General features: G+C 63.0%; 21 protein-coding genes. 9 read left to right on the top strand and 12 right to left on the bottom strand.

Annotated features, from left to right (window positions below):
- Nucleotides 1-104: 104 nt before the first annotated feature.
- Both RCO31_RS06165 and RCO31_RS06160 read left to right on the top strand, forming a co-directional pair.
- Complete coding sequence (locus tag RCO31_RS06165; protein ID WP_308967351.1) at nucleotides 105-869, top strand: SDR family oxidoreductase; 765 nt, start codon at nucleotides 105-107, stop codon at nucleotides 867-869.
- A gap of 184 nt (nucleotides 870-1,053) precedes the next feature.
- Nucleotides 1,054-2,016, top strand: a complete 963-nt coding sequence (locus RCO31_RS06160; protein ID WP_308967350.1) for a zinc-binding alcohol dehydrogenase family protein — start codon at nucleotides 1,054-1,056, stop codon at nucleotides 2,014-2,016.
- Here RCO31_RS06160 and RCO31_RS06155 read toward each other — a convergent pair.
- A complete protein-coding gene (locus tag RCO31_RS06155) occupies nucleotides 2,013-2,594 on the bottom strand; it encodes a TetR/AcrR family transcriptional regulator (protein ID WP_308967349.1) in 582 nt (193 codons plus the stop codon). The genes RCO31_RS06160 and RCO31_RS06155 overlap by 4 nt on opposite strands.
- Before the next feature lie 143 nt (nucleotides 2,595-2,737).
- On the opposite strand from RCO31_RS06155, the gene RCO31_RS06150 reads away from it, so the two are divergent.
- Entirely contained in the window at nucleotides 2,738-3,529 is a 792-nt protein-coding gene (locus RCO31_RS06150; protein ID WP_308967348.1) for a crotonase/enoyl-CoA hydratase family protein, read from the top strand.
- Nucleotides 3,530-3,709: 180 nt separating this feature from the next.
- On the opposite strand, the gene ligD is transcribed toward RCO31_RS06150, so the two are convergent.
- From ligD to pyrE, 5 genes are all read right to left on the bottom strand, one after another.
- The gene (gene ligD / locus RCO31_RS06145) at nucleotides 3,710-6,439 is read right to left on the bottom strand and encodes a DNA ligase D (RefSeq protein ID WP_308967347.1); all 2,730 of its coding nucleotides are present in this window, start codon (nucleotides 6,437-6,439) and stop codon (nucleotides 3,710-3,712) included.
- Nucleotides 6,440-6,495: 56 nt separating this feature from the next.
- Complete coding sequence (locus RCO31_RS06140) at nucleotides 6,496-6,699, bottom strand: hypothetical protein (protein WP_308967417.1); 204 nt, start codon at nucleotides 6,697-6,699, stop codon at nucleotides 6,496-6,498.
- Nucleotides 6,696-7,670, bottom strand: a complete 975-nt coding sequence (locus RCO31_RS06135) for a Ku protein (protein ID WP_308967346.1) — start codon at nucleotides 7,668-7,670, stop codon at nucleotides 6,696-6,698. Before RCO31_RS06135 ends, RCO31_RS06140 begins: the two co-directional genes overlap by 4 nt.
- A gap of 179 nt (nucleotides 7,671-7,849) precedes the next feature.
- Complete coding sequence (locus tag RCO31_RS06130) at nucleotides 7,850-8,611, bottom strand: DUF2865 domain-containing protein (RefSeq protein ID WP_308967345.1); 762 nt, start codon at nucleotides 8,609-8,611, stop codon at nucleotides 7,850-7,852.
- A 123-nt stretch (nucleotides 8,612-8,734) separates the two neighbouring features.
- Nucleotides 8,735-9,298 carry an orotate phosphoribosyltransferase gene (gene pyrE / locus RCO31_RS06125; protein ID WP_308967344.1) on the bottom strand — a complete coding sequence of 188 codons (564 nt, stop codon included), beginning with the start codon at nucleotides 9,296-9,298 and terminating at the stop codon, nucleotides 8,735-8,737.
- Nucleotides 9,299-9,652: 354 nt separating this feature from the next.
- Here pyrE and RCO31_RS06120 point away from each other — a divergent pair, with 354 nt between their 5' ends.
- Nucleotides 9,653-10,279, top strand: a complete 627-nt coding sequence (locus tag RCO31_RS06120; protein ID WP_308967343.1) for a glutathione S-transferase N-terminal domain-containing protein — start codon at nucleotides 9,653-9,655, stop codon at nucleotides 10,277-10,279.
- Nucleotides 10,280-10,401: 122 nt separating this feature from the next.
- On the opposite strand, the gene RCO31_RS06115 is transcribed toward RCO31_RS06120, so the two are convergent.
- From RCO31_RS06115 to RCO31_RS06100, 4 genes are all read right to left on the bottom strand, one after another.
- Nucleotides 10,402-11,037: a LysE family translocator gene (locus RCO31_RS06115; RefSeq protein WP_308967342.1), complete on the bottom strand. Its 636-nt coding sequence runs from the start codon at nucleotides 11,035-11,037 to the stop codon at nucleotides 10,402-10,404.
- A gap of 115 nt (nucleotides 11,038-11,152) precedes the next feature.
- Entirely contained in the window at nucleotides 11,153-11,857 is a 705-nt protein-coding gene (locus RCO31_RS06110; RefSeq protein WP_308967341.1) for a glutathione S-transferase N-terminal domain-containing protein, read from the bottom strand.
- 1 nt (nucleotide 11,858) lies between these two features.
- The gene (gene polA, locus RCO31_RS06105) at nucleotides 11,859-14,957 is read right to left on the bottom strand and encodes a DNA polymerase I (RefSeq protein WP_308967340.1); all 3,099 of its coding nucleotides are present in this window, start codon (nucleotides 14,955-14,957) and stop codon (nucleotides 11,859-11,861) included.
- A 110-nt stretch (nucleotides 14,958-15,067) separates the two neighbouring features.
- Entirely contained in the window at nucleotides 15,068-16,117 is a 1,050-nt protein-coding gene (locus RCO31_RS06100) for an acyltransferase family protein (RefSeq protein WP_374991432.1), read from the bottom strand.
- 159 nt (nucleotides 16,118-16,276) lie between these two features.
- Here RCO31_RS06100 and RCO31_RS06095 point away from each other — a divergent pair, with 159 nt between their 5' ends.
- The 5 genes from RCO31_RS06095 to RCO31_RS06075 all read left to right on the top strand — a co-directional run bounded on the left by RCO31_RS06095 (nucleotide 16,277) and on the right by RCO31_RS06075 (nucleotide 23,248).
- Entirely contained in the window at nucleotides 16,277-17,593 is a 1,317-nt protein-coding gene (locus RCO31_RS06095; protein ID WP_308967338.1) for a UDP-glucose/GDP-mannose dehydrogenase family protein, read from the top strand.
- A gap of 384 nt (nucleotides 17,594-17,977) precedes the next feature.
- Nucleotides 17,978-20,455, top strand: a complete 2,478-nt coding sequence (gene hrpB, locus RCO31_RS06090) for an ATP-dependent helicase HrpB (RefSeq protein WP_308967337.1) — start codon at nucleotides 17,978-17,980, stop codon at nucleotides 20,453-20,455.
- A gap of 195 nt (nucleotides 20,456-20,650) precedes the next feature.
- Entirely contained in the window at nucleotides 20,651-21,169 is a 519-nt protein-coding gene (locus tag RCO31_RS06085) for a TIGR02281 family clan AA aspartic protease (RefSeq protein WP_308967336.1), read from the top strand.
- A 163-nt stretch (nucleotides 21,170-21,332) separates the two neighbouring features.
- Nucleotides 21,333-22,832, top strand: coding sequence for a phosphomannomutase/phosphoglucomutase (locus tag RCO31_RS06080; protein ID WP_308967412.1), 1,500 nt, complete (start codon nucleotides 21,333-21,335; stop codon nucleotides 22,830-22,832).
- Nucleotides 22,832-23,248, top strand: coding sequence for an META domain-containing protein (locus tag RCO31_RS06075; protein WP_308967335.1), 417 nt, complete (start codon nucleotides 22,832-22,834; stop codon nucleotides 23,246-23,248). The genes RCO31_RS06080 and RCO31_RS06075 overlap by 1 nt, the downstream gene beginning before the upstream one ends.
- 22 nt (nucleotides 23,249-23,270) lie before the next feature.
- Here RCO31_RS06075 and RCO31_RS06070 read toward each other — a convergent pair whose 3' ends face one another.
- Nucleotides 23,271-23,771 (bottom strand): Lrp/AsnC family transcriptional regulator, encoded by a 501-nt coding sequence (locus tag RCO31_RS06070; protein ID WP_308967334.1) that lies wholly within the window; start codon nucleotides 23,769-23,771, stop codon nucleotides 23,271-23,273.
- A gap of 118 nt (nucleotides 23,772-23,889) precedes the next feature.
- Nucleotides 23,890-24,840 carry a sugar kinase gene (locus tag RCO31_RS06065; protein WP_308967333.1) on the bottom strand — a complete coding sequence of 317 codons (951 nt, stop codon included), beginning with the start codon at nucleotides 24,838-24,840 and terminating at the stop codon, nucleotides 23,890-23,892.
- Between the last annotated feature and the right edge of the window lie 37 nt (nucleotides 24,841-24,877).

Below are 24,877 nucleotides of genomic sequence, written 5' to 3'. Positions count from 1 at the left end.
GTTTCACCGATCCTGAAATCGGGTGGCTGACGCACAGCTCTCGCGGCAGTTTGCAGCGGTTGCGAAAATCGCGACGCGCTTCAATCCTTTGAAACGGGACACACATGTCTGCACTTGCCAACAAGGTCGCTCTCGTCACCGGCGCGAGTTCAGGGATCGGCCGTGCTGCGGCGAAGCTGTTTGCGCAGGAGGGCGCAAGCGTGATCGTTGCTGCGCGCCGCCGGGTTGAACTTGATCGCCTCACCGACGAGATTGATGCGGCTGGCGGGCGTGCTGTTGCGCTGGCTGGTGATGTCGCCGACGAAGCGTTTGCGAAAGCCCTCGTTGATCTCGCCCAAGACAGATTCGGCGGGTTGGACGTCGCCTTCAACAATGCCGGAACCACTGGCGAGCTTGGCGATATCACCACCATGTCGCGGGAGAACTGGTCGCGCACCCTCGACGTGAATCTCACGAGTGCGTTTCTCGGCGCCAAGCAGCAGATTCCTGCGATGCTGAAGCGGGGCGGTGGATCGTTGATCTTCACGTCGACGTTCGTCGGCTACACCGCGGGGTTTCCTGGTACGGTCGCCTATGCGGCGAGCAAATCAGGTCTGATCGGCATGACACAGGTGCTCGCGTCGGAACTCGGCCCGAAGCACATAAGGGTCAACGCGCTGCTCCCCGGCGGCACCGACACGCCGATGGCGCGGGAAATGAGCAGCACCGCGGAAGCGTGGTCATTCGTGGAGGGCCTGCATGCGCTCAAGCGCGTGGCTTCGCCGGACGAAATTGCGCGTTCTGCGCTCTATCTCGCCTCTGACGCATCAAGCTTTGTGACCGGCACCGCGCTTTTGGTCGATGGCGGCGTGTCGATCAACAAGGCTTGAAGGCGCTGGCCGTTGGCGCAACCGCTTCTTCAAGCTCAAGGAGGGGATAGGAACGCGAACCGTGCTTTTGTCCGCCGCTTTTGAAGCTGCTATCGTCACCCCGACGTCAAGGCATCGGCGTTGTTGTTCGGCCGCGCGCTGTTCGCTCCGCCGGCCACGAACCAAAGCGTCAGGGGAGTAAGCGATGAAAGCAGCGGTGTATTATCAGAACGGCGGTCCCGAGGTTCTCAAATACGATGATGTGCCGGATCCGAAATGTCACCCGAAGGGTGTCGTCATCCGCGTCGAAGCGGTGAGCATCGAGGGCGGCGATACGTTGAACCGCTTTCGCGGAGCGATGGCATCGACCCCGCACATCGTCGGTTACCAGGCTGCCGGCACGATTATCGAAGTCGGCTCGGAAGTCACGACGCTGAAGGTTGGTCAGAAGGTCGCAACCTCGAATGCATATGGTTCGCACGCCGAGTTGCGGGCCGTACCGGCGCGCGCGTGCTGGATTATTCCAGACGGTCTCGATGTGAAGCTCGCGTCCGTAGTGCCGGTGACATTCGGCACCGCCGATGACTGTCTGTTCGAATTCGGACGGCTGAAGGCCGGCGAGACGGTGCTGGTGCAGGCCGGCGCGAGCGGGGTCGGCGTTGCTGCCATTCAGCTCGCCAAGCGCGCAGGCGCGCGCGTGCTTGCGACCGCATCCAGTGACGATCGCCTGCTGGCTCTCAAGTCGCTCGGACTCGATCACGGTATCAACTACAAGAAGGAAGACGTCGTCGAGGCGGTGATGCGGCTGACCGACAAGAAGGGCGTGAACCTGGTTGTCGATTCCGTCGGCGGTTCGACCCTGCAGGGCAGCATCCTGTCGCTTGCCTATCGCGGCCGCGTATCGATGGTCGGGCGCGCCGGCCGCGAGCCGATGACCGTCGACGTGCAAAGCCTGATGAGCGGCAACCGCTCGCTGTCCGGCGTCTTTCTCGGTGCGGAAATCGCGACCGATCGCGCCTACAACAACATCCAGCGGCTGATGAACGATGTTGCGAAGGGCGAACTGAAGGTCATCATCGACAAGACGTTTCCGCTGTCGGAAGCAGCGAGCGCGCACGCCTATATCGAAAGTCGCAAGGCGGTCGGAAGGGTGCTGCTGATTCCCTAGAGAGCAGGCGTCTGGCCGGGCTCGCCGAGCGCGAGCGCGGCCTGCCGCGCCGCGCGCAGGATCTCGTCCGACAGGACGGCATTGTCGGCGACGCGCGACAGCGTTAGTGCGCCGACCATCATGCTGACGATGGCAAGCGCGCGTTCGTGCGCCGCCGGATGGCCGTCGACGGCCTCCTCGATCGCTTCGAAGAAGCGCGTGATGTGAGCGGTCATGACCGCGCGGGCGTCGCCGTTCTCGCGTGCCGCTTCGCCGCCAAGAGAAGCGATCGCACAGCCGTTTGCGGGTATATCGCGATGGGCCCGGCTGAGATAGCTGCGTGCGATTGCACGCAGTGAACGATCTCCACCAGCTTTGTGCGCGGATTTTGAGCCGTCGCGCAATGCTTCGGCAAGCGCTTCGGTGACCAGGACATCGCGATTGGCGAAATGACAGTAAAAGCCGCCATGAGTCAGGTTCGCAGATTTCATCAGCCGCGCGATACTCAGGCTTTGCAGCCCGTCCTCGCGGATTTGCCGTGAAGCAGTCGCCAGAATCCGTTGCCGGCTGCGTGCCTTGTCCGCCTGCGAATGACCCATCACCAGTTCTCCCAAATTCGCGCTTGACGATCAGCATGATGGCCATCATGCTGATATCTGGATGATGATCGTCATTTAGCATGCCGCGGCGGCCTGGAACCAGCATTCCGCCGACGGCGAACAAGCAACGGGGAGGACAGCCAATGATCGATGCGCCGACACCCGAGGGGCGGATCCGCTACGAGGCTCATGGCCATGTGCTGAAGATCGTCATCGATAACGTCGCGAAGCGGAATTCATTCAGCCCGGAGATGATGGAACAGCTTTCGGATGCGTTCACGCTTCTCGACCGGACCGACGATTACCGGGTCGGCGTTCTGTGTGCCGAGGGCGACCATTTCACTGCCGGGCTCGATATGCCGAAGTTCTTCGGTCCCAACGCGAAGCCGCGCAAGCGCGTCGAAGGCAACGTCGATCCGTTCGGTCTGACCAAACGCTGCCGTAAGCCGGTCGTGACAGCGGTTCAGGGAATCGTCTTCACCATCGGCATTGAGATGATGCTGGCAGGCGATATCGTGATTGCCGCGGATTCGAGCCGCTTCTGCCAAATGGAATCGAAACGCGGCATCGCGCCGCTGGGCGGAGCGCACTTCCGCTTTCTCACCCGCACGGGATGGGGCGATGCGATGTACCACCTCTTCTTGTGTGACGAATTCGGCGCGGAGCGAGCGCACAAGATCGGTCTGGTGCAGGAGGTCGTTCCCGCCGGCCAGCAGACCGCGCGCGCAATGGAGATCGCGGGCCTGATCGCGAAGAACGCCCCGCTTGGCATTCAGGTGACCAAGGAAGCCGCGTTGGCCTATATCGAGGCCGGTGAAGAGGCGGCGATCGTCTACATTCCAAAGATTCGCGAGCGCGTGATGGGCACGGAGGACGCGAAGGAAGGCATTCAGTCGTTCATCGAACGACGGGCGGCCAACTTCAAGGGCCGCTGAGTCTGCGTCAATGTCTTCTAGTGTCCCGAATCCGAAGTTCGCCATACTTTGCAGCGAGTTCAGAGCGAACTTCGGATTCGATCAGGATACTAGCAAGTTTATGATTCTAGTGTCGTCTATGGATCAGAAATTCGCACGATGGACTCGCGGCAACGATGGCGCGAATTTCTGATCCACGACCTAGACGGTGCTTTTGGCAATAGCCGCTTTCAGCGAGCCCGCGGCCTCGTCATAGCCGGCCCATGCTTTGCTCCGTCTGAGCAAGCCCGGCACGGTCCTGATGGTGAATTTTGCCGGATCGAGGCCGGGCTTCACCTGCGCCCAGGTGATAGCCATCGACACTGTCGCGCCGGCGCGGGCACGGGCTGAGAGCAGCGCGACTGCGGTCGATTTGGTGTCGTTGCGCAGATAGTCGAGGAAGATCCGGCCTCGACGCTGCTGCTTCGACATGTTGATGAGGTATCGGTCGGGACTGTCATCCGCCATCTGGCTGCAAATCTGCCGGGCGAACGTCTTGGCCTCGGGCCACGTCACGCTGTCGCGCTTGGCGTGCGACAGCGGCGTCACCACGTGCAGGCCCTTGCCGCCGGTCGTCTTGCAAAAGCCTGTCAGGCCGACCGCCGCCAGGCGTTCGCGCAACTCCTTCGCGGCCTCGATGATGGATTCGAACGCGATGCCAGGGGCCGGATCGATATCGAAGACCAGCCGCCCCGGAACATCGACCTGGTTCGGCGCGCAGTTCCATGGATGAAGCTCGATGCCGCCGGACTGCGCGATCGCGATCAACCCTTCGATGCGATCGACCTGCAGATACGGCTTTCGGTCGCCGGAAACCTTGACCTCGCTGAGTAGATCCGATGTACCGGGCGATGCATGGCGCTGAAAGAACGTCTGTCCGGCGATGCCATCCGGCGCGCGCACGATCGAGCAGGGCCGTCCTCTCACATACGCGATCAGTGTCGAACCGACGGTCTCGAAATAATCGGCCAGATCGCGCTTGGTGATCGGCTCATCGTTCTCATCCTTTGGCCATAGCGCCTTGTCCGGCTTGGAGATGGTCACGCCCATCACCACCGCGGTCGTCGTCCGCGAGGAGCCGCGGGCGGCCGCGCCGTATCGCTCTCTTCGTGCGGCGATGCGGGCGGCCTTCGCGCGATCGGCGCTTGCGTCAAGCAATGGAGGATCGGCATAGGTGATATCGGCGCGCACCTCGTTTGCCGGCTTGTCCTGCCGCAGGCCTTTGAACGCGGCCTGCCGCACGATGCCATCGTGGGACCAGCCGGCGAACTCGATCTCGGCGACCAGTTCCGGCTTCACCCAGTGCACGTCGCGCCCGCCGGGCGGCGCGCCCTTGCCGCTGAAAGGGCTCTTTGATGCAGCCGCGGCCTGCAGCGCCGGCAGGATGCGCTTGATGGTCTCGGCACCGTAGCCGGTTCCGACCACGCCGGTGTAGGTGAGGTGCTTGCCGTTGTTCACGCCGACCATCAGCGAACGGAATTTGCCGTTTGTCGTCTTCCAGCCGCCGATCACGACCTCATGGCCGGGGCGAGCCTTGCTCTTGATCCATCCGCCGCTGCGGCCGGAGCGATAAGGCGCGTGCGCCTGCTTCGAGATGATGCCTTCCAGCCCGGCCTCGCGGGCTGACGCCATGACATCGTCGCCGGGCGCGTCGAAGTGTACAGCGTAGCGAAGGGGTGAGTTCTTCGCCGGCGCATGCTTGCCAAGCAGTACGCGCAAACGCTCCTTTCGATCCGTCAGCGGTAGCTGGCGCAGGTCCTCGCCGTCTGCAAACAGGAGGTCGAACGCAAAGAAGATCAGTTCGTCAGTGTCGCCGTCCGACATCGCCGCCTGCATCGCGGGAAAGTCGGGATCACCCTTGCTGTTGAGGGCGACGATCTCGCCGTCGAGAATCGCGTCCGGCAGCCTGCTTGCAGCCCCGGCGATCGCGGAGAATTTCTCGGTCCAGTCGAGCGCCTTGCGGGTTTTCAACGACACCTCGCCGTCCTCGATCCGCATCTGCATGCGATAGCCGTCGAACTTGATTTCATGGACCCAGCCGTCCGTCGACGGCGGGCGTGCTGCGCTGCTGCAGAGCTGCGGCGCGACGAAGTCGGGCAGTTCGCTGACTTTGACAGGCTGTACGCGGTTTGCGCCGTTTGTCCGCGCGCGTGCTGTCGTGGCCGTTCCAGCAGCGCGCTCCGGTCGTGCCCTTGGTGCCGCCGCGCGCGTTCCGGTCGCGCGTATCTCTGCGGCGAGGCCCTTGTTCGAGTTCCAGATGGCTTCGGCGCCTGCCGTTCGCTTCGTCATCATGAAGGGCGTCGGCGCCTTGCCCTTGCCCGCGGCGATATCGCCGAGCCTTCGGCCGGAGGCAACGGATCGATCATCCTTGAGGGCGCCTTCGTCGTCGCCTGCCTTCGAGAATTCGTCGCGGTGCTTGATCAGGAGCCAGTTGGTCCGGTTGCCGCCGAAGCGGTCGCCTTTCATCCGCACCAGCACCCATTCACCCTTGAGCTTCTCGCCCATCAGCGCGAATTTGAGGTCGCCCTTGGCGAATCCTTTCTCGGCATCGTCGGCATACCAGTAGCCGCGATCCCAGATCGCGACCGTACCGCCGCCATACTGTCCCTTTGGGATCGTGCCTTCGAAGTCGCCGTAGTCGAGCGGGTGATCTTCGGTTTCGACGGCGAGACGCTTCTGGCTTGGATCGAGCGAAGGGCCGCGCGTCACGGCCCAGGATTTGAAGACGCCGTCGAACTCGAGGCGAAAGTCGTAATGCAGACGCGTGGCGTCGTGCATCTGGATCACGAACCGCCGGTGGGGAGATCGCGCGACTTTCGCCTTGCCGCTCGGTTCGGCGGTTTTCGAGAAATCGCGCTTCTTGCGATAGGTTGTGAGCTTCTCGGTCGCCACGGCGCATCCGGACAGAATTCAGGCAAGACCAGCGGCTATGATCGCTGGTCTCACGGCTATGATTTTCGCTTCGACTGCGCCGCGCTCTTCTTCAAAGCGTCCTTCAGGTCGACCGGCACGCCATGCTTCTTCAGAAGATCAGCGAAAGCTTCGTCGGCAAGCTCCTGGATCGTCGCCATACGGTCGCGGCCAAGTTGGGTCAGCGCTGTCATCGTCTCGTCGTCGAAGGCGATCAGCTTGCGGACCGGCACGGCCGTCAACCGGCGCGCTTCTGCCGCGTCGTCGCGCGCGCCGGCCGCTTGCCGGCTTCACGCTTGGTCTCAGCTTTCGCGGAGGCCTTCTGACCCTTGCCTTCGAGTGCAAAAAGCATCTCGCGCTGGCCTTCGACGCGCTTCTTGGCCTTGCCGGCTTTCTTGGCCGGCGGCGGCTGTCTGGCGGCCTCGCTTGCAGTGGCAGTCTGTCCCTTCAGGCTCTGGCGCAAGGCGTCCATCAGGTTGATGACGTTGCCTTCCGTCTTCACCTTGGCCTTGGCCACGGGACGGCCCGCTCGCTTCTGATTGATCAAATCGATCAGCGCGGCCTCGTAGTGGTCTTCGAAATTGTCCGGCTCGAAGTGACCTGACTTCTGGTCGACGATGTGCTTGGCGAGATCCAGCATGTCCTTGGTGATCTTCACGTCCTGGATGCCGTCGAAATACTCGCCGGACTGCCGCACCTCGTAGGGATAGCGCAGCAGCAGACCCACCAGGCCCTTGTCGCGCGCTTCCAGCGCGATGACGTGTTCGCGATTGGTCAACACCACGCGGGCCAGCGCAACCTTGTCGGTCGCCTTGACGGTGTCGCGAATGACGGCGTAGGCGTCGTGGCCAACCTTGCCGTCCGGCACCAGGTAATAGGGACGCACGACATAGAGGTCGTCGATCTCGTCACGCGGCACGAACTGGTCGATGTCGATGGTGTGGTTGGATTCCAGTGCGATATTGTCGAGCTCGTCCTTGGTGACCTCGATATACGTGTCAGCGTCGACCTTGTAGCCCTTGATAATGTCCTCGTTGTCGACGTCCTCGCCGGTCTCGGCATCGACCCGCTGATACTTGATGCGGTTGCCCGTCCGTTTGTTGATCTGATTGAAGCTGACTTTTTCGGATTCCGACGTCGCGGGAAACAGCGCAACGGGGCAGGTCACCAGCGAAAGGCGAAGATAGCCTTTCCAGTTTGCACGCGGGGCCATCGGGCACTCCACAGATACGCAACAATGTTGAAAGGCAATAATATCATGCGACGGCGGATGTTCCGAATCAGAACGTTGCGAACGTAGTAAACGCGTCGATGTCAGCCCGCGCGAAGAGAAGCTGATGTTCCTGTTGTGTTCTTGCGGGATCGTGCGCGTTGTCGTTCGACACACCAGGGCTAGTTCAGCGACGCCCGCGGCTGGCTCGTCGAAGGCGTCGAGTGAACGGTGCCAGTGTAGTCTTCGGTTTCTTCGGTCGCGACCGGTGCGATCTTCATTTCGCCGAGCCGTGCGCGCGTTGCAGCGGTCAAACCTGGATAATTCGCCACCGGCGTGAAATCGCCGGCCTCCGGTCCGCCGGACCGGCTGCCTGAAAACGCAAACAGCCCCGTGGTTGTCGCGACCACGTCGCCCGGACGCAGCGTCGTGTCGAGAGAGAAATCGACTGGCGCAAGGCCTGCGGGTTCGCGGCCGTTGCAGGTGCAGTCGCTGCTCAGCTTCTTGCGATAGGCGAATGCATTTGCCAGTTCGGAATAACGTTCGCCGTCCATCGATATGGCGCGATCGATCTGGCTGCCAAAAAACACTTTTGTGACGCTTGCCGGGCAGAACGCCCGACACATGGCTGTAGGCGACATCTCGCCGCGGCCATGCAGCGGGAAATGCTTGCCGTCGCACAGACGAACGCAGTGGCCGGTCGAACGCGCATAACCACCGCCGATTGGCGTCTGCGTCGGCCGATCTCCGGTTGAATTTGCGAAGCCATTGGTCTGCTGCGCAGCAGACCGGGCCTTTTCTTCAGCGGCGTGGTCTGGCGTGCCGAACAGGAAATCGAAGAAGCCTGCCGATGCGGGGCGCATGGCAACGGTCGCGAAAATGACGATTGCAAGCGCGAGCGCCATGCGGCGCCGCATGCGCGATGACTGCAGACAGATACGCAACGCTTGCTCCACTCAACGCGATACCGTTCGTCGAGCGAAAAGCGCGCGGTCCCGATCGAACGTACGCAGCGTAACGCAAGATGGTAAACGAGCGATGAGCGGGCAGGACGGAGGAGCCTCGGCTCAGCCCTTCAGGAATTCGCTGGCCTTGTACAACGCGCGGAAAGGAACTCCGGCCGCCTTGAAAGTGTCATCGGCGCCTTCCTCGCGATCGACCATCGTGAACACGAGCACGACGTTGCCCCCGGCCTCACGCACCGAGTCCACCGCCTTGATTGCCGATCCGCCGGTCGTCGTCACATCCTCGACGACGACAATGCGCTTGCCCTGCAGCGTTTCGTCGCCAGTCAGCCCTTCGACGAGAAGTTTTGCACCGTGCTCCTTCGGCTTCTTGCGCACGAAGAAGGCTGCGATCGGATGGCCCTTGAGCCATGACAGTTGTGCGATCGCGCCGGCGATCGGCACTGCGCCCATCTCGAGGCCGCCGATATAATCGACCTGATCGTCCTTCAGCGCGTCGTAGGTCAGTTCGGCCAGCAGCGCCGCGCCCTCCGGATCCAGCATGGTCGGCTTCAGGTTGAAGTAGAAGTCGCTTTTGCGGCCGGAGGCGAGCGTGATCTCGCCACGGCCGAACGAGCGCTTGGCGATGATCTTGGCGAGGCGTGCGCGGGAGGCGGAGATGGACACGGGCGGCTCTCGTTGGTGCGTGCTTGCGGCGAGTCTTACTGGCCCGGTGGTGGACATTCCAGCGTGGATCGCGCACCGTCAACAGGCCTAGTGTCCCGGTTCTAACGTTCGCATCACTTTGCGGCGACCTCGTCTGCGAACGTTAGAACCAAGAGGGACACTAGCAACTTTATGAAACTAGTGCGCTTTATGGATTTGACGTTCGTACGCAGGACTCGCGGCAAGGGTGGTACGAACGTCAAATCCAGCGCACTAGTGTCGCCCGGTCGAAGGTCGCGGCCACAGACGGGCGCACGAACTGATAATGACGGACGGCACCATACAATCTACGAACGCAGACGATAAAGGTTTCTGATGACTATCGATTTTTATACTTGGAACACGCCCAACGGCCGCAAGATCAGCGTCGCCCTTGAAGAGATGGGGCTGCCGTACAAGGTCCACCCGGTCAACATCACCAAGGGTGAGCAGCATGCGCCGGATTTCCTCAAGCTTAGTCCGAACGGCAAGATTCCTGCGATCGTCGATCCAAACGGGCCGGGCGGCGCGCCGGTCAGCATTTTCGAATCCGGGGCCATCCTGCTCTATCTCGGCGAGAAGACCGGCAAATTTCTTCCCGCCGACCTGCGCAAGCGCATTCCGGTTCTGGAATGGCTGATGTGGCAAATGGGCGGCTTCGGGCCGATCCCGGGACAGGTGCACCACTTCATCGCGCTCGAGAACGAGCAGGATCGCCGCTACGGGCTCGCGCGCTACATGGCCGAGACGCGAAGGCTTTATGGCGTGCTGAACGCACGGCTCGCCGAGCATGAGTTCGTCGCCGACGAGATTTCGGTCGCCGACTTCGCCATTCTCGGCTGGGCGTGGCGCCACGAACGCCACAAGGTCTCGTTCGACGATTTTCCCAATGTCGGCCGCTGGTACGAGCAACTGATGGCGCGTCCGGCCGTGAAGCGCGGGATGGAGGCGAAGCTGGATTGATTTGTGGCGTCGCGTGTAGCCCGGATGAAGCGGTAGCGTAATCCGGGAGCTGACTTAGAACTGTTGGCCGCCTGTCCCCGGATTTCGCTGCGCTTCATCCGGGCTACAGATGCAGAATAACTTCAGGTCCGCCGCGTCTCGAACGCCAGCCGCAGCGCGAGGCCGGCGAGCACCGTGCCCATCAGCCATCGCTGCAGCAGGAGCCAGGTCGGCCGCGTGCCGAAAAACCCGGCGATCGACCCCGCCGCGATGGCGATCATCGTATTCACGGTGAGGCTGATCGCGATCTGGGTGACGCCCAGCGCCACCGATTGCGTGAGGACGCTGCCCGCCGCCGGATCGATGAATTGCGGCAGCAGGGCGAGGTAGAGCATCGCGATCTTCGGATTGAGCAGGTTGGTCAAGAGCCCCATCGCGAACAGCTTGCGCGGCGAATCGACCTGCAGCTCGCGCACCTGAAACGGCGAGCGGCCGTTCGGCTTCACCGCCTGCCAGGCGAGGTAAAGCAGATACGCAGCGCCCGCGAGCCGCAATGCGTCATAGGCATAGGGCACGGCGAACAGCAACGCGGTGATGCCGAACGCCGCACACAGCATGTAGAAGACGAAGCCGATCGCGACGCCGCCGAGCGAGATCAGTCCGGCCGTGCGCCCCTGCGTGATCGATCGCGAGATGAGGTAGATCATGTTCGGTCCCGGCGTCAGCACCATGGCGAAGGCGACGAGAGCAAAGGCGAGCAGGGCGGAGGAGGACGGCATGGCTTTCGATCTTGGCGAATAGTGAGTGCTAAGTAGTGAGTAGCAAATATCGGGTCGTTGCGTCCGTTTCTGTTCGCTATTCACTACTCACTATTAGCTTACTTCCGCTATTCGCCTACTTCCGCTTCGGACTGTCGAGCCCGCGCTGAACTGCCGGCCGCGCCAGGCCGCGCTCCAGCCATTCCGGCACGGCTTTCAGCCTGTCATAGTCGACCAGCTCGCGCGCACCATAGAAGCCGATCAGGTTGCGGACCCAGCCGAACGTCGCAATGTCGGCGATGGTGTAGTGGTCGCCCATGATCCATTGTCGCCCGGTCAGGCGGGTTTCCAGGACGCCGAGCAATCGCTTCGACTCGTCGCGGTAGCGCTCGAGGGGGCGCTTGTCTTCGATCTCGCGGCCGGCGAACTTGTGGAAGTAGCCGACCTGTCCGAACATCGGGCCGATGAAGGCCATCTGGAAGAACACCCACTGGATGGTCTCGTAACGGAGCGCCGGATCGTCCGGCAGCAGCTTTCCGGTCTTCTCGGCGAGATAAAGCAGGATCGCGCCGGATTCGAACAGGCCGAGCGGCTTTCCGCCGGGGCCGTTCGGATCGATGATCGCCGGGATCTTGCCGTTCGGATTGAGCGACAGGAATTCTTCGGTCCAGCTCTCGTTCTTGCCGATATCGACGAGATGCGGCTCGTAAGGCAGATCCAGTTCTTCGAGCGCGATCGACACCTTCACGCCGTTCGGCGTCGGTAGCGAATAGAGCTGCAGCCGGTCCGGATGCTTCGCCGGCCAGCGCCTGGTGATCGGAAATGCAGACAGGTCGCCCATGCTAGTGCGCCTCATCCCAGTTGGTGGCGGCGCGCGCATCGACCTGCAGCGGCACCGAAAGGATCACGGCGGGGAACGGCGCGTCCTGCATGGTGTGCTGCACGACCGGCAGCGTGGCCGCGACCTCGTCGTCCGGCACCTCGAAGATCAATTCGTCATGCACCTGCAGCAGCATCTGTGCTGAAAGCTTCTTTGCGGCGAGCGCATCTTCCATGCGGACCATGGCGCGGCGGATGATGTCGGCGGCTGAACCTTGCAGCCGCGCGTTGATCGCCGCGCGCTCGTTGAAGGAGCGGATCGATGGGTTCGAGGCCTTGATGTCGGGATAGTGGCACTTGCGTCCGAATATGGTCTCGACATAGCCGTGCTTGCGGCAGAACTCGCGCGTTTCGTCCATGTAGGCGCGAATGCCGGGAAAGCGCTCGAAGTACTTCTTGATATACGCTGCCGCCTCCTCGCGCGGGATGCCGAGCTGGTTGGCGAGGCCGAATGCAGAGATGCCGTAGATGATGCCGAAGTTGATCGCTTTGGCGCGGCGGCGCACCTCTCCCGGCATGTCCTTGATCGGCACGCCGAACATTTCCGATGCCGTCATCGCGTGAATGTCGAGGCGGTCGTTGAACGCCTGCTTCAATGACGGAATGTCTGCGATCTCCGCAAGCAGCCGCAGCTCGATCTGCGAATAGTCGGCGGACACCAGCTTGTGGCCGGGGGTGGCGACGAATGCCTTGCGGATCTTGCGACCGTCTTCGGTGCGCACCGGGATGTTCTGCAGGTTCGGCTCGTTCGAGGACAACCGCCCCGTCGTGGTCGAGGCAAGCGCGTAGGAGGTGTGCACGCGCTTGGTGGTCGGATTGATATAGCCCGGCAGCGAGTCGGTATAGGTCGACTTCAGCTTGGTGACCTGCCGCCACTCGAGGATCTTCTTCGGAAATTCGTGGCCGGCTTCCGCCAGCTCGTCGAGGATCTGCGCAGAGGTGGACCATGCGCCGGTCTTGGTCTTGGCGCCTCCGGGCAGACCCATCTTTCCGAACATGATATCGCCGAGCTGCTTCGGGCTGCCCGGATTGATCGGCTCGCCGGCCATCTCCTGGATCTCGGCCTCGAGCCTTGCCGCCGACTGGGCGAAGTCGCCGGAGAGCCGTGAGAGCGTCTGCCGGTCCACCGAGATGCCGCGGCGCTCCATCCGCATCAGGGGGCGGACCAGCGGGCGCTCCAGTGTCTCATAGACCGTGTTGACGCGCTCGGCGATCAGCCGCTGCTTCAGCACGCGCCATACCCGCACCGTTGCATCGGCATTGAGCGCCGCGTACTCCGCCGCCTTGTCGATCGTGACGAGGTCAAACGAAAGTCGGTTCTTGCCCGTGCCGGTGACTGCGTCCTGCGTAATCGGCGTGTGGCCGAGCAGGTCTTCCGACAAGGCATCGAGATCGTGCGACGTGCGTCCCGCATCGAGTACGTAGGAGATCAGCATGATGTCGTCGATCGTGCGCGTGTCGATGCCGTGCTGGGCGAGCACGAGCAGGTCGAACTTGAGATTGTGTCCGATTTTCAAAATCGACGCGTCCTCGAGCATCGGCTTGAGCGCTGCAAGCGCGTCTTCGAGCGCGATCTGGTCGGGAGCGATTCCGCCCGCGAACAGGCCGGTGCCGTCGCCGGCCTGTCTGTGGGCCAGGGGCACATAGCAGGCCTCGTTGTCCTTCAGGGCCAGCGAAATGCCGCAGAGTTCTGCCTGCATCGGGTCGGGGCCGTTGGTTTCGATGCCGATGACCAGCGTGCCCTGATCCTGCGCACGGACTATCCATTGCTTCAGCTCGTCCAGCTTGCGGACGATCGCGTATTTCGAACGATCGAATTTTGCCCCGCGTACGGCCGCAGCGCGCGCCTCGGCCAGCGCCTTCGGCGTCAGATGTGCGCCGGCGCCATTCGCCTTGGCGGCGGGCGTCGGTGTTGCGAACAGGTCGCCAGACGTTCCCTTCGCTCGCGCATCCGGCTCGCCGCCGAACGCGGGTGTCGACGGAGATGCCTCGGGGATGTCGGCCGGCGCAAACGAACTCTTCGATTTTTCTTGCGGCGCGACGTCGGCCGCATCGATCTGCGAATATTCGGCCACGCGCTTGGTCAGCGTGGAGAATTCCATCGCCTTCAGGAAGGCGATCAGCTTTCGTGCATCCGGCTCGTGGACGGCGAGGTCCTCGAGCGGTACGTCGAGCTTCACGCGATCGTCGAGCAGGACGAGCTGGCGGGAAATACGTGCCTTTTCGGCGTTCTCGAGCAGCGCGAGCCGCCGCTTCGGCTGCTTGATCTCGCCGGCTCTGGCCAGCAACGTATCGAGGTCGCCATACTCGGTGATCAGTTGGGCTGCGGTCTTGACGCCGATGCCGGGTACGCCCGGCACGTTGTCGACGGAGTCGCCGGCCAGCGCCTGCACCTCGACCACCTTCTCCGGCGGCACGCCGAACTTTTCGATCACCTCCGTTATGCCGATGCGGCGATCCTTCATGGTGTCGTACATCACGACGCAATCGGTCACGAGTTGCATCAGATCCTTGTCGGACGACACGATGGTTGCGGTCCCGCCGAGCTCGCAAGCCTCGCGCACATAGGTGGCGATCAGATCATCCGCCTCGAACCCGTCCTGTTCCAGGCACGGCAGGTCGAAGGCGCGCACCGCCTCGCGGATGAAGGCAAATTGCGGGATCAGATCATCGGGTGCCGGCGGCCGGTGCGCCTTGTAATCGGCATAGAGCTTGTTGCGGAACGTGACCTCGGACTTGTCGAAGACAATCGCAAGATGTGTCGGCCGGTTGTCCGGCGGCATGTCGCGCAGGAGCTTCCATAGCATGTTGCAGAAGCCGAGCACCGCATTGACCTGCAGGCCGTCGGACTTGCGGTTCAGCGGTGGCAGCGCATGGTAGGCACGAAAGATGTACGACGAGCCGTCGACCAGAAAGACATGCTTGCCGGCCATCGTCCCCGATGCAGGCCTTGCGTCAGTCTTTGCGGGCGCCTTTTTCACCTCGACCGCTGCGGCTTTGGCCGGGGCGGCGGGCTTACGGGCTGGGGATTTGGCGGCGGGTTTCGCAGGGGATTTCGGCATGGCGGCAATTTAGGGATTTCTCCCGAAATTGACACCCATCCCGGGGCAAATGTCCGCCGGAAATTTGCCCGCTTTGTCAGGAAGTGACAGCAGCCTGCGAAGGCTTTCGCCTACTCGGCCGCCTGCAGCGTGACGCGCGGCTTCGGCGTCAGCCAGAACGCGGCGGGGCGGTCGAACAGGAAGCGGAACGCCGTGTTGCGCGCCGCCCACCACCACGCCATCGCGCCGGCGACACCGCAGATCGTGACGATCAGCGAGACGGTTCCGATGTCGCTGATAACGCCGGTCTTCAGCAGCAGGATGCGCGAGGCGGCCATCGGCAGGAAGAACGCGAGATAGACGACGAGCGAATGCTCGCCGCAATAGCGGATCGCGTCGAGCCAGCGCATTTTCGCCAGCAGCGCGCTGACGGCGATGATCGCGGCGCATCCGGCAAAACCGAAGACGAGCGACATCAGCGGCCAGTCGGAGACGCCGGTGTAGGTTGCGGCACCGTTGACCAGCGCCCATACGGCCAGGCCGACCAGCGCGACAACGGCATGACTTTGCACGTCGCGAGCGAGACTGAAGACATAGTTCGCGAGCAGGTAGCCCGAATAGAAGTAGACAAAGCGGGACGCGAACTCGTCGATCACCGTCCAGCCGGTGTGGATCGTTGCAATCTCGAGCGCGGCGCCGACAACCCAGATGACGGCAGGAGGAACACGCTGCGTCAGTTTCGTGACGACGAAGAAGATCGGCAGCAGGTAGATGAACCACAACGTGCCGAACGGCTCGATGAACGAGAACAGATACATTTTGGCGACATAGGCCGCACCTTGCTCGGCGGCGAACGCTGGCGCCTTGACGGCAAACTGGATTGTCACCCACAGGACATAAAAGTAAGCGAAGTGAACGACCTTGCGGTCGATATAGGTGCGCCAGTCGCGATCGATCACGCGCGCGAGGAACAGGCCTGAGATCAGGAAAAAGTCCGGCATCCGGAACGGCTTGGCGAACTCGACGACCGCATGCATGAAGCCTTGTTGGCCGGCCGCGGCCTCGACGCCGAGCGTCGAATGCATCATGACCACCATGATGATGCAGATGCCCTTGCCGTAATCGACCCAATCAAGTCGGTTTGCGGCGGCGACGTGGTCAACGGACCCCGTACTGTTCATGGTCATCGTGTTCCTTTCCGGTGCAACCACGCGCCATACTCGAACATATGGGTTTCGCACTCCCTTACGCCTACAAAGATTGTGCCACTGGCCAGCCGTCTGCTAATACGCGCCTGCGCCTTAAGGCGCGTTAACCATGTTTGGCGACTGGGGCACGAGATGCGTATTGTAATGATCGGCACGGGCTATGTGGGGCTGGTTTCCGGGGCCTGCTTCGCCGATTTTGGTCACCAGGTGGTTTGCGTCGACAAGGACGAGAGCAAGATTGCGGCATTGAGGCGCGGCGAAATCCCGATCTTCGAGCCCGATCTGGACCGGCTGGTCGAGGCCAACGTGAAGGCCAACCGGCTGTCGTTCACCACGGAACTGAAGGGGCCGGTCAGCGAGGCTGACGCGGTATTCATCGCCGTCGGCACGCCGTCCCGTCGCGGCGACGGGCATGCGGATCTGACCTATGTCCATGCAGCGGCGCGCGAGATCGCGCGGGCGCTGGCGGGCTTTACTGTCGTCATCACCAAATCGACCGTGCCGGTTGGCACCGGTGACGACGTCGAACGGATCATGCGCGAGACCAATCCGGCTGCCGATGTCGTCGTTGCTTCCAATCCGGAGTTCCTGCGCGAGGGCGCGGCGATTCGCGACTTCAAGCATCCGGACCGGATCGTGGTCGGTACCGATGACGAGCGCGGACGCAAGGTGGTCGCCGAGATCTACCGGCCGCTCTACCTGAACCAGGCCCCGATCATGTACACCGGCCGGCGCACCGCCGAGCTGATTAAATATGCGGCAAACGCGTTCCTGGCGACCAAGGTGACCTTCATCAACGAGATCGCCGATCTTGCCGAACGCGCCGGCGCTGACGTGCAGGAGGTCGCACGCGGCATCGGGCTCGACAACCGCATCGGCGCCAAGTTCCTGCATGCAGGTCCCGGATTCGGGGGCTCCTGCTTTCCGAAGGATACCCGCGCGCTGGTGAAGACCGCGCACGATTATGATGTCTCGCTCAGGATCGTCGAGGCGGTGCTGGCGGTGAATGAAATGCGCAAGCGGGCGATGGCGCGGAAAGTTGCGGCCGCGCTCGGCGGCAGTCTGCGCAGCAAGACCATCGCAGTGCTGGGCCTTGCCTTCAAGCCGAACACCGACGACATGCGTGAGGCGCCGTCGATCCCCCTGATCACCGCGTTGCTCGACCAGGGCGCAACCGTGCGCGCCTATGATCCCGAGAGCATGCACCAGGCCCGTGGCGAACTGCCGAATATCCAATATTGCGACGACGCCTACGCTTGCGCGAAGGCCGCGGACGCACTGGTGATCGTGACCGAGTGGGAGCAGTTCCGCGCGCTCGATCTCAAGCGGCTGAAAGCAGAGATGGCGAGGCCGGTGGTCGTCGACCTGCGCAACGTTTATCGCCCCGATGAGATGGCCGAGCTCGGCTTCACTTATGACAGCGTGGGCCGGCCGCAACAGCTGCTCTAGTGTCGTGGATCAGAAATTCGCACCATCGTTGCCGCGAGTCCATCGTGCGAATTTCTGATCCATAAACGACACTAGAATCATAAATCCGAAGTTCGCTCTGAGATCGCTGCAAAGTATAGCGAACTTCGGATTCGGGACACTAGTGTTCGCCTCTTCCCGCTAGTGTTCGTGTTGCGGGGTAGCGTGGGACGCGGCCGTGCCGCGTATACTGCGTGTTCCCTTCCCCCTTGTGGGTGAGGGTTAGGGGGTAGCCACAGGCTCTGAGCCCATGATCCCGATCGCGCACCACGAACTCCGAGCCTGTGGCTACCCCCCTCTCCAGCTCTCCCCCACAAGGGGGGAGAGAGCATATCGTGCCGCGCGGCGAGTCAGAGCAGTTCGTGCATGACGCGTGCCTTCGACACTCCGCTGCCGATCGATGGCGTGCTTGGCGAGCTTGGACGCACGCTTAGCGCATCGAACACGGCCGTTCTGGTCGCGCCGCCCGGCGCAGGCAAGACGACGCGCGTACCGCTGGCGTTGCTGGATGAGCCGTGGCTCTCGGGCAAGATTATCGTGCTTGAGCCGCGCCGGATCGCCGCCCGCGCGAGTGCCGAGCGCATGGCGCTGACGCTCGGCGAAAAGGTCGGCGAAACCGTGGGCTATCGCGTGCGCTTCGGCGCGAAAGTTTCGCGCGCAACGCGGATTGAAGTTGTCACCGAGGGAATTTTCACCCGCCAGATACTCGACGATCCGGAGCTCTCCGGGGTCGCTGCAGTCCTGTTCGACGAGTTTCACGAGCGCTCGCTCGATGCCGATCTTGGACTGGCGTTGGCCCACGATGCGCAGACCGGCCTGCGGGAGGACCTGCGCATTCTGGTGATGTCGGCCACGCTCGATGGCGCCCGCGTGGCGAAATTGCTCGGTGACGCGCCGGTGATCGAGAGCGAGGGCAGGGCCTTTCCGGTCGAGACGCGCTATGTCGGCCGCAAAATAGACGCGCCGTTGGAGCGGCAGATGGCGGATACGATCGCAATGGTGCTCCGCGCGGATCCGGGCTCGGTGCTGGCGTTCCTGCCTGGCGCAGCCGAGATCCGCCGCACCGAGACGATGCTGCGCGAACGCGTCAACGATCCGTCGGTCGAAATCGTTGCGCTCTATGGCGCGCTTGACGCGTCGGTGCAGGACCGCGCCATTGCCCCGGCGCGTGGCGGCATGCGCAAGGTGGTGCTGGCAACATCGATCGCCGAAACGTCGTTGACGATCGAGGGCGTGCGGATCGTCGTCGATTGCGGATTGTCGCGCGTGCCGCGCTACGAGCCGGACATTGGCCTGACCCGGCTCGAGACGGTGCGCGCCTCGCGCGCGGCGGTCGATCAGCGGCGGGGCCGTGCGGGCCGTACCGAGCCCGGTATCTGCTATCGGTTGTGGGACGAGCCGCAAACAAATTCCCTCGACGCCTTTACTCAGCCGGAGATCCTCGCCAGCGATCTGTCGTCGCTGGTGCTCGACCTTGCTCAATGGGGCGTCAGCGATCCAACGAAGCTCGCGTTCCTCGATTCCCCGCCGGCTTCCGCATGGAGCGAAGCGGCAGCATTGCTGCACGGGCTCGAAGCGCTCGACGCCGACGGGCGCATCACAACCGAGGGAAGGAGTTTGCGCGCACTGCCGTTGCCGCCGCGGCTTGCGCGCATGATCGTCGATGCCGAGCGGGAAGGACACGCGGCAGATGCCGCGCAGATCGCTGCCGTCTTGAGCGAGCGCGGCCTCGGTGGCGACAGCGTCGATCTCGATGCGCGTCTTGATCAACTGCGTCGCGACCGTTCTCCGCGGGCGGTTGCCGCGCGACAGCAGGCGGAGCGATGGGTTCGGCAGGTTCGCAACGGCAGTTCACCTGCGCCGCAAGGTTCGGCCGACCTTTCGACCGGCGTGCTTCTATCGCTGGCATTCCCGGATCGGGTTGCGCGCAATCGTGGCAACGGATCGTTCGTGCTGGCGAATGGACGCGGTGCGTCGATCGACCAGGCGTCCGCGCTCGCCCGCGTCCCGTTCCTTGCGGTCGGTGAACTGACCGGGGCCGCTGCGAACAGTCGTGTCCTGCTGGCGGCGCCGATCACGCTTTCGGAGATCGAGCAGCGTTTTGCAGCCGAGATCAAAGCCGAGGACGAAATCCTTTTCGACACAGGGTCGATGTCGCTGCGTGGGCGTCGCAAGCGCAGGCTGCAGGCGATCACGCTCGGCGAACAGACGATGCAGCTCTCGCCGGACAGCGCCACCGCACGCGTTCTCGCCGATGGCATTGCCCAGGCAGGCATGACACGGCTGCCCTGGTCCAAGGCATTGCAGCAGTGGCGCGACCGGGTGATGTTCCTGCGCAAGGCAGAAGGCGACGCGTGGCCGGACCTGTCCGACAGCGCGCTCGCGGCCGGGCGAGCGACGTGGCTTGAGCCGGCGCTGCACGACAAGACGTCGCTTAGTCAGTTATCCGCTTCAGAGCTCTCCGACGCCGTGATGGCGCTGCTGCCATGGGACCTGCGTGCGCGGCTCGACCGCGAAGCGCCGACGCATTTCGAAGCGCCCACCGGATCGCAGGTGGCGATCGATTACGAAGCCGAGCAGGGGCCGACCATTGCGATCCGCGTGCAGGAATTGTTCGGCCTCAACGCGCATCCGACGATCGCCCAGGGAAAGGCGTCGCTTGTCATCGAGCTGCTATCGCCGGCGCATCGGCCGGTGCAGGTGACGCGCGATCTGCCGGGGTTCTGGCGCGGCAGCTACGCCGGCGTACGCGCGGATCTTCGGGGGCGCTATCCGCGGCATCCCTGGCCCGACGATCCCGCAAACGCAATGCCGACGCGTCGCGCGAAGCCGCGAGGCACGTAATCGTCATTGCGAGGCATAGCCGTTCGAAGAACGGCGTCGCTGCGCTCGCAATGACGGCGTATCGAGTTAACGCTTCGCTCACCGTTTTCAGCAAGATTGGTGGCCTTGGTGCGCCTGCGGCTGCAAAGCCGTTGGTGCGGCCTCGTCCCGCTGTCTGTCGTTGCGGCCGGATGCAAGGATGCGAGTGCGGAGCGTATGCGTAACATTCTGATCTTTGCGATCATCCTGACAGGCCTCGGTGTCTACATGGCATGGATCGCCGACGACATCCCCGCCACGATCGCCGCTGCATCCACGCAAGGTCGGGCGCCGTCGCCCTACGAACCGCCAGCGGATGCCGGCCGGCGCAGCCACGTCATTGCCAAGGATTCGCGCGGTCATTTTTCGACGGACGGCCGCGTCGATGGCCGCCGACTCGGCTTCATGGTCGATACCGGCGCCTCGGTGATCGCGCTGACCGAGGCGTCCGCCGCGCAGGTTGGCATCCGCCCATCGCGCAGCGATTACAACGCTCCGGTCACCACCGCGAACGGCGTCGTCAAGGCCGCCCGTGCCCGCCTCGCCAGCGTCGACATCGGTGGACTTGAAGTGCGCGACGTCGAGGCGATGATTTTGCCCGACGGCGTGCTGAGCGAGAACCTGCTCGGCCTGTCCTATCTGTCGCGCTTGCGGCGGTTCGAGTATGCCGGCGGCAAGCTGATGCTTGAGCAATAGGCAGCAGAACGGAGCCCGCACGCGCCGGGCCGGCAGATGACGGTCAGATGAACGGAATTGCTGTCAATCTGCCGCAATTTCCACCTACACAGCACTTCCTGCCTTTTCACCCGCGGTGGCATTCGCTATGCCTCAAGTGGGTTTCCTCAATACGGGGTTATCGATGTTTCCAAAGCCGCAAGCGGCGCTGTCGCCGAATACCTACGCCTATGAATCCGAGCCGATGGTGAAGGCGACGGGATTTCGCGAATACGACGCGCGCTGGTTGTTCGGCAAGGAAATCAATCTGATGGGCGTCCAGGCGCTGGGCATGGGGCTCGGCGTGCTGATCCGGGAACTGGGTCAGAAGCCGGAGATCGTCACCGGCCATGACTTCCGTGGGTATTCGGCATCGATCAAGTATGCGCTGATTTCGGGATTGATGGCCTCGGGCTGCAAGGTGCACGACATCGGCCTCGCGGTGACGCCGATGGCCTACTTCGCTCAGTTTGATCTCGACGTCCCCTGCGTGGCCATGGTGACGGCGTCGCACAACGACAACGGTTGGACCGGCGTGAAGATGGGCGCGAACCGGCCGCTGACCTTTGGTCCCGACGAGATGACGCGGCTGAAGGAAATCGTGCTCAACGCGAAATTCGACAACAAGGCGGGCGGCTCCTACCAATTCCATGAGAATTTCCCGGCGCGTTACATCGCCGACCTGACCAACCGGCCGAAGCTGAAGCGTCGCATCAAGGCAGTGGTTGCCTGCGGCAACGGCACGGCGGGTGCGTTCGCGCCAAAGGTGCTGGAGGCGATCGGCTGCGAGGTGATTCCGCTCGACTGCGAGCTCGATCACACCTTCCCGAAGTACAATCCTAATCCGGAAGACATGGAGATGCTGCACGCGATCCGTGACGCGGTGCTGCAGCACGAGGCCGACGTCGGCCTGGGCTTCGACGGCGATGGCGACCGCTGCGGCGTCGTCGACAATACCGGCGAGGAGATCTTCGCCGACAAGGTCGGCGTGATGCTGGCGCGCCACCTGTCCTCGCTTCAAGAAGATGCACAGTTCGTGGTCGACGTGAAGTCGACCGGCCTGTTCATCACCGATCCGGTCCTGCAGAAGCAGGGGGCGACCACGACCTACTGGAAGACTGGTCATTCGTACATGAAGCGCCGAACCAACGAGCTGGGCGCGCTGGCAGGGTTCGAGAAATCAGGACATTTCTTCTTCAACGCACCGTATGGTCGCGGCTATGACGACGGGCTCGTCTCGGCGCTGGCGGTCTGCGACATGCTCGATCGCAATCCGACGAAATCGATGGCCGAACTGAAGGATGCGCTGCCGAAAACCTGGTCATCGCCGACCATGTCGCCGCACTGCGCCGACGAGACCAAATACGGAGTCGTCGAGCAGGTGGTGAAGCATTTCGAGGCCGCGAAGGCGAAGGGTGACAAGGTCGCCGGGCAATCGATTCGTGATCTCGTCACCGTCAACGGCGTGCGCGTGACGGTCGAGGACGGAAGCTGGGGCCTGGTGCGCGCGTCGTCGAACAAGCCGGAACTGGTGGTCGTGGTCGAGAGCCCGGTGTCGGAGCAGCGCATGCGCGACATGTTCGCGGCAATGGACGGCGTGCTGCGCACCCATTCGGAAGTCGGCGAATACAATCAGAAGATCTGATGCAGGTCGCTGGCCGACGTCTGCTCGCTGCTGCTGTTCTTGTGGCCATGGTGGCGGTTGCCACGACCCAGGCGCGGGCTACGACGCCTGTCGGCCGCTGGATCGCCGAGGATATACGCGGTCGCGGCGTCATCGACCGCGTTCAGTCCACCATAGCAATTTCTTCGGACGGTTCGGTTGCCGGCCGCGGTGGCTGCAATCGTCTTAGCGGCAAGGCGGTGATTGCGGGTGACTCGATCCGGTTCGGACCGGTCGCCAGCACGAAGATGGCCTGCGCACCGGCGGTGATGCGGCAAGAGCAGACGTTTCTTCTCGCCCTCACGGATGTCCGAAGCTGGCGAACAGAGCCCGCGCGCGGCAAGCTCATTCTGCTGGATGCGGCGGGTCGGCCGATTGTCGTGCTCGCGGCGACGTAAGCTTTACGCGCGGCCGCTGAACCTAAGGTAGCGCCGGCACCGGCAGCGCCGTCACCGACTTGATCTTCTCCATCGCAAAGCGCGAGGTGACGTTCTTCAGCGCGACCGTGCTGATCAGCTTCTTGTAGAATGCGTCGTAGCTCTGCATGTCGGCGACGACGACGCGCAGCATGTAATCGACGTCGCCGGCCATCCGGTAGAATTCCATCACCTCCGGCATGGCGCTGACGGCGTCGGCGAACGTCTTCAGCCAGTTTTCGGAATGGTCGCTGCTTTCGACCGATACGAACACGGTGATGCCCAGCCCGATCTTGTTCTGATCGACCAGTGCGACTCGGCGCAAGATGATGTCTTCAGCTTCCAGCCGCTGGATACGCTTCCAGCAGGGGGTGGAGGACAGGCCGACCCTTTCGCCGATCTCGGCGACGGACAGGGAGGCGTCCTCCTGCAGCACAGCGAGGATCTTGCGATCGATCGCGTCGAGGCGGCGGGCTTCGTGCGGGGCGATGGCGGCGTCGCTCATGAGAAGAATATCTTTCCAGGACTTGCCGGCTTCTGCGGCCGGCATGCCTTATATAGAGAAAAATATTCTGGAACAACGCTTAATTTGGCTCCGGATTAGAATATTTCTACCGCAGCTCTTAGCTGCCAGCGACCTTTGCGGTTCCGCGTGCCAGCAGGGCCTCGGTCTCCGCACGGGTCGGGGCTGCGAATGCCCCGCCAAAGCGCGTGCATTTCAGGGCCGCGGCGGCGGATGCGAAGCGCATGGCGTCGACGATGCTGCGTCCCTCCGCGACCGCGAGCGCATAAGCGCCATGAAAGACGTCGCCTGCGCCCAGCGTGTCGACGGTGTGCACTGGAAATGTCGGCATTGTCTGTATGCGGCCGGCCTCATCGAGCCACATCATGCCTTGGGCGCCGCGGGTCACCGCCAGGAATGAGGATGTGTGTTCGGCGAGCCTGCGCAGCGCCTCTTCAAGGTTGTCGGAGCCTGCCGTCGCGGACAGCGCCTCGGTCGAGAAGATAAGGTGCGATGCCGCCTGCAACAGCCCTTCGCGCATCGACATAACCACGTCCGCATCGAGCACCACCGGAATGTTGCGACGGCTGGCTTCGATGCAGAGGTCGGTCGCAAAGCCCGCGCAGCGGTTCTCCGTGAGCACCGCCGCGCAATCGGTCAGCAGCTCGTCGGGGTCCGGCAGCTTCACCTCCCAGAGGCGCGGGTCGCGAAAGGTGACGACCGTGCGCTCCCCGGACGGATCGATCATGACGTTCGAGACCGGCGTCACGGTGCCGGCGATCGGCAGCGCGTTCAGCTCGATGCCCTCCTTGGCGACCTGCTCGAAGATGTATCGGTTCGAGGTCTCCGATGCGTCGCCGCTCGGACCGCAAAAGACGGCGCGGCCGCCGAGTCGTGCAATGCCGATCGAGGAGTTGAGCGCATTGCCGCCCGCAAGCTCGTCGAAGTGATCGGCGCGCACTTTTTCGCCGCGGCCAGGCAGATCGGTGATGCGGTGGACCATGTCGCGCACCGGGATGCCGATGCAGAGGATTCTCGGAGGTTTGCGGTCTGGCTGCCGCGGCGATGTCATGCGGAGATGGCCTCTTGCGCTGGTGGATCGAAGTCAG

The organism is Bradyrhizobium sp. LHD-71 (assembly GCF_031157255.1).
Classification (GTDB): domain Bacteria; phylum Pseudomonadota; class Alphaproteobacteria; order Rhizobiales; family Xanthobacteraceae; genus P52-10.
Note: the sequence above shows the minus strand (reverse complement) of the source record. Positions and strands in the feature narration are given on the sequence as shown.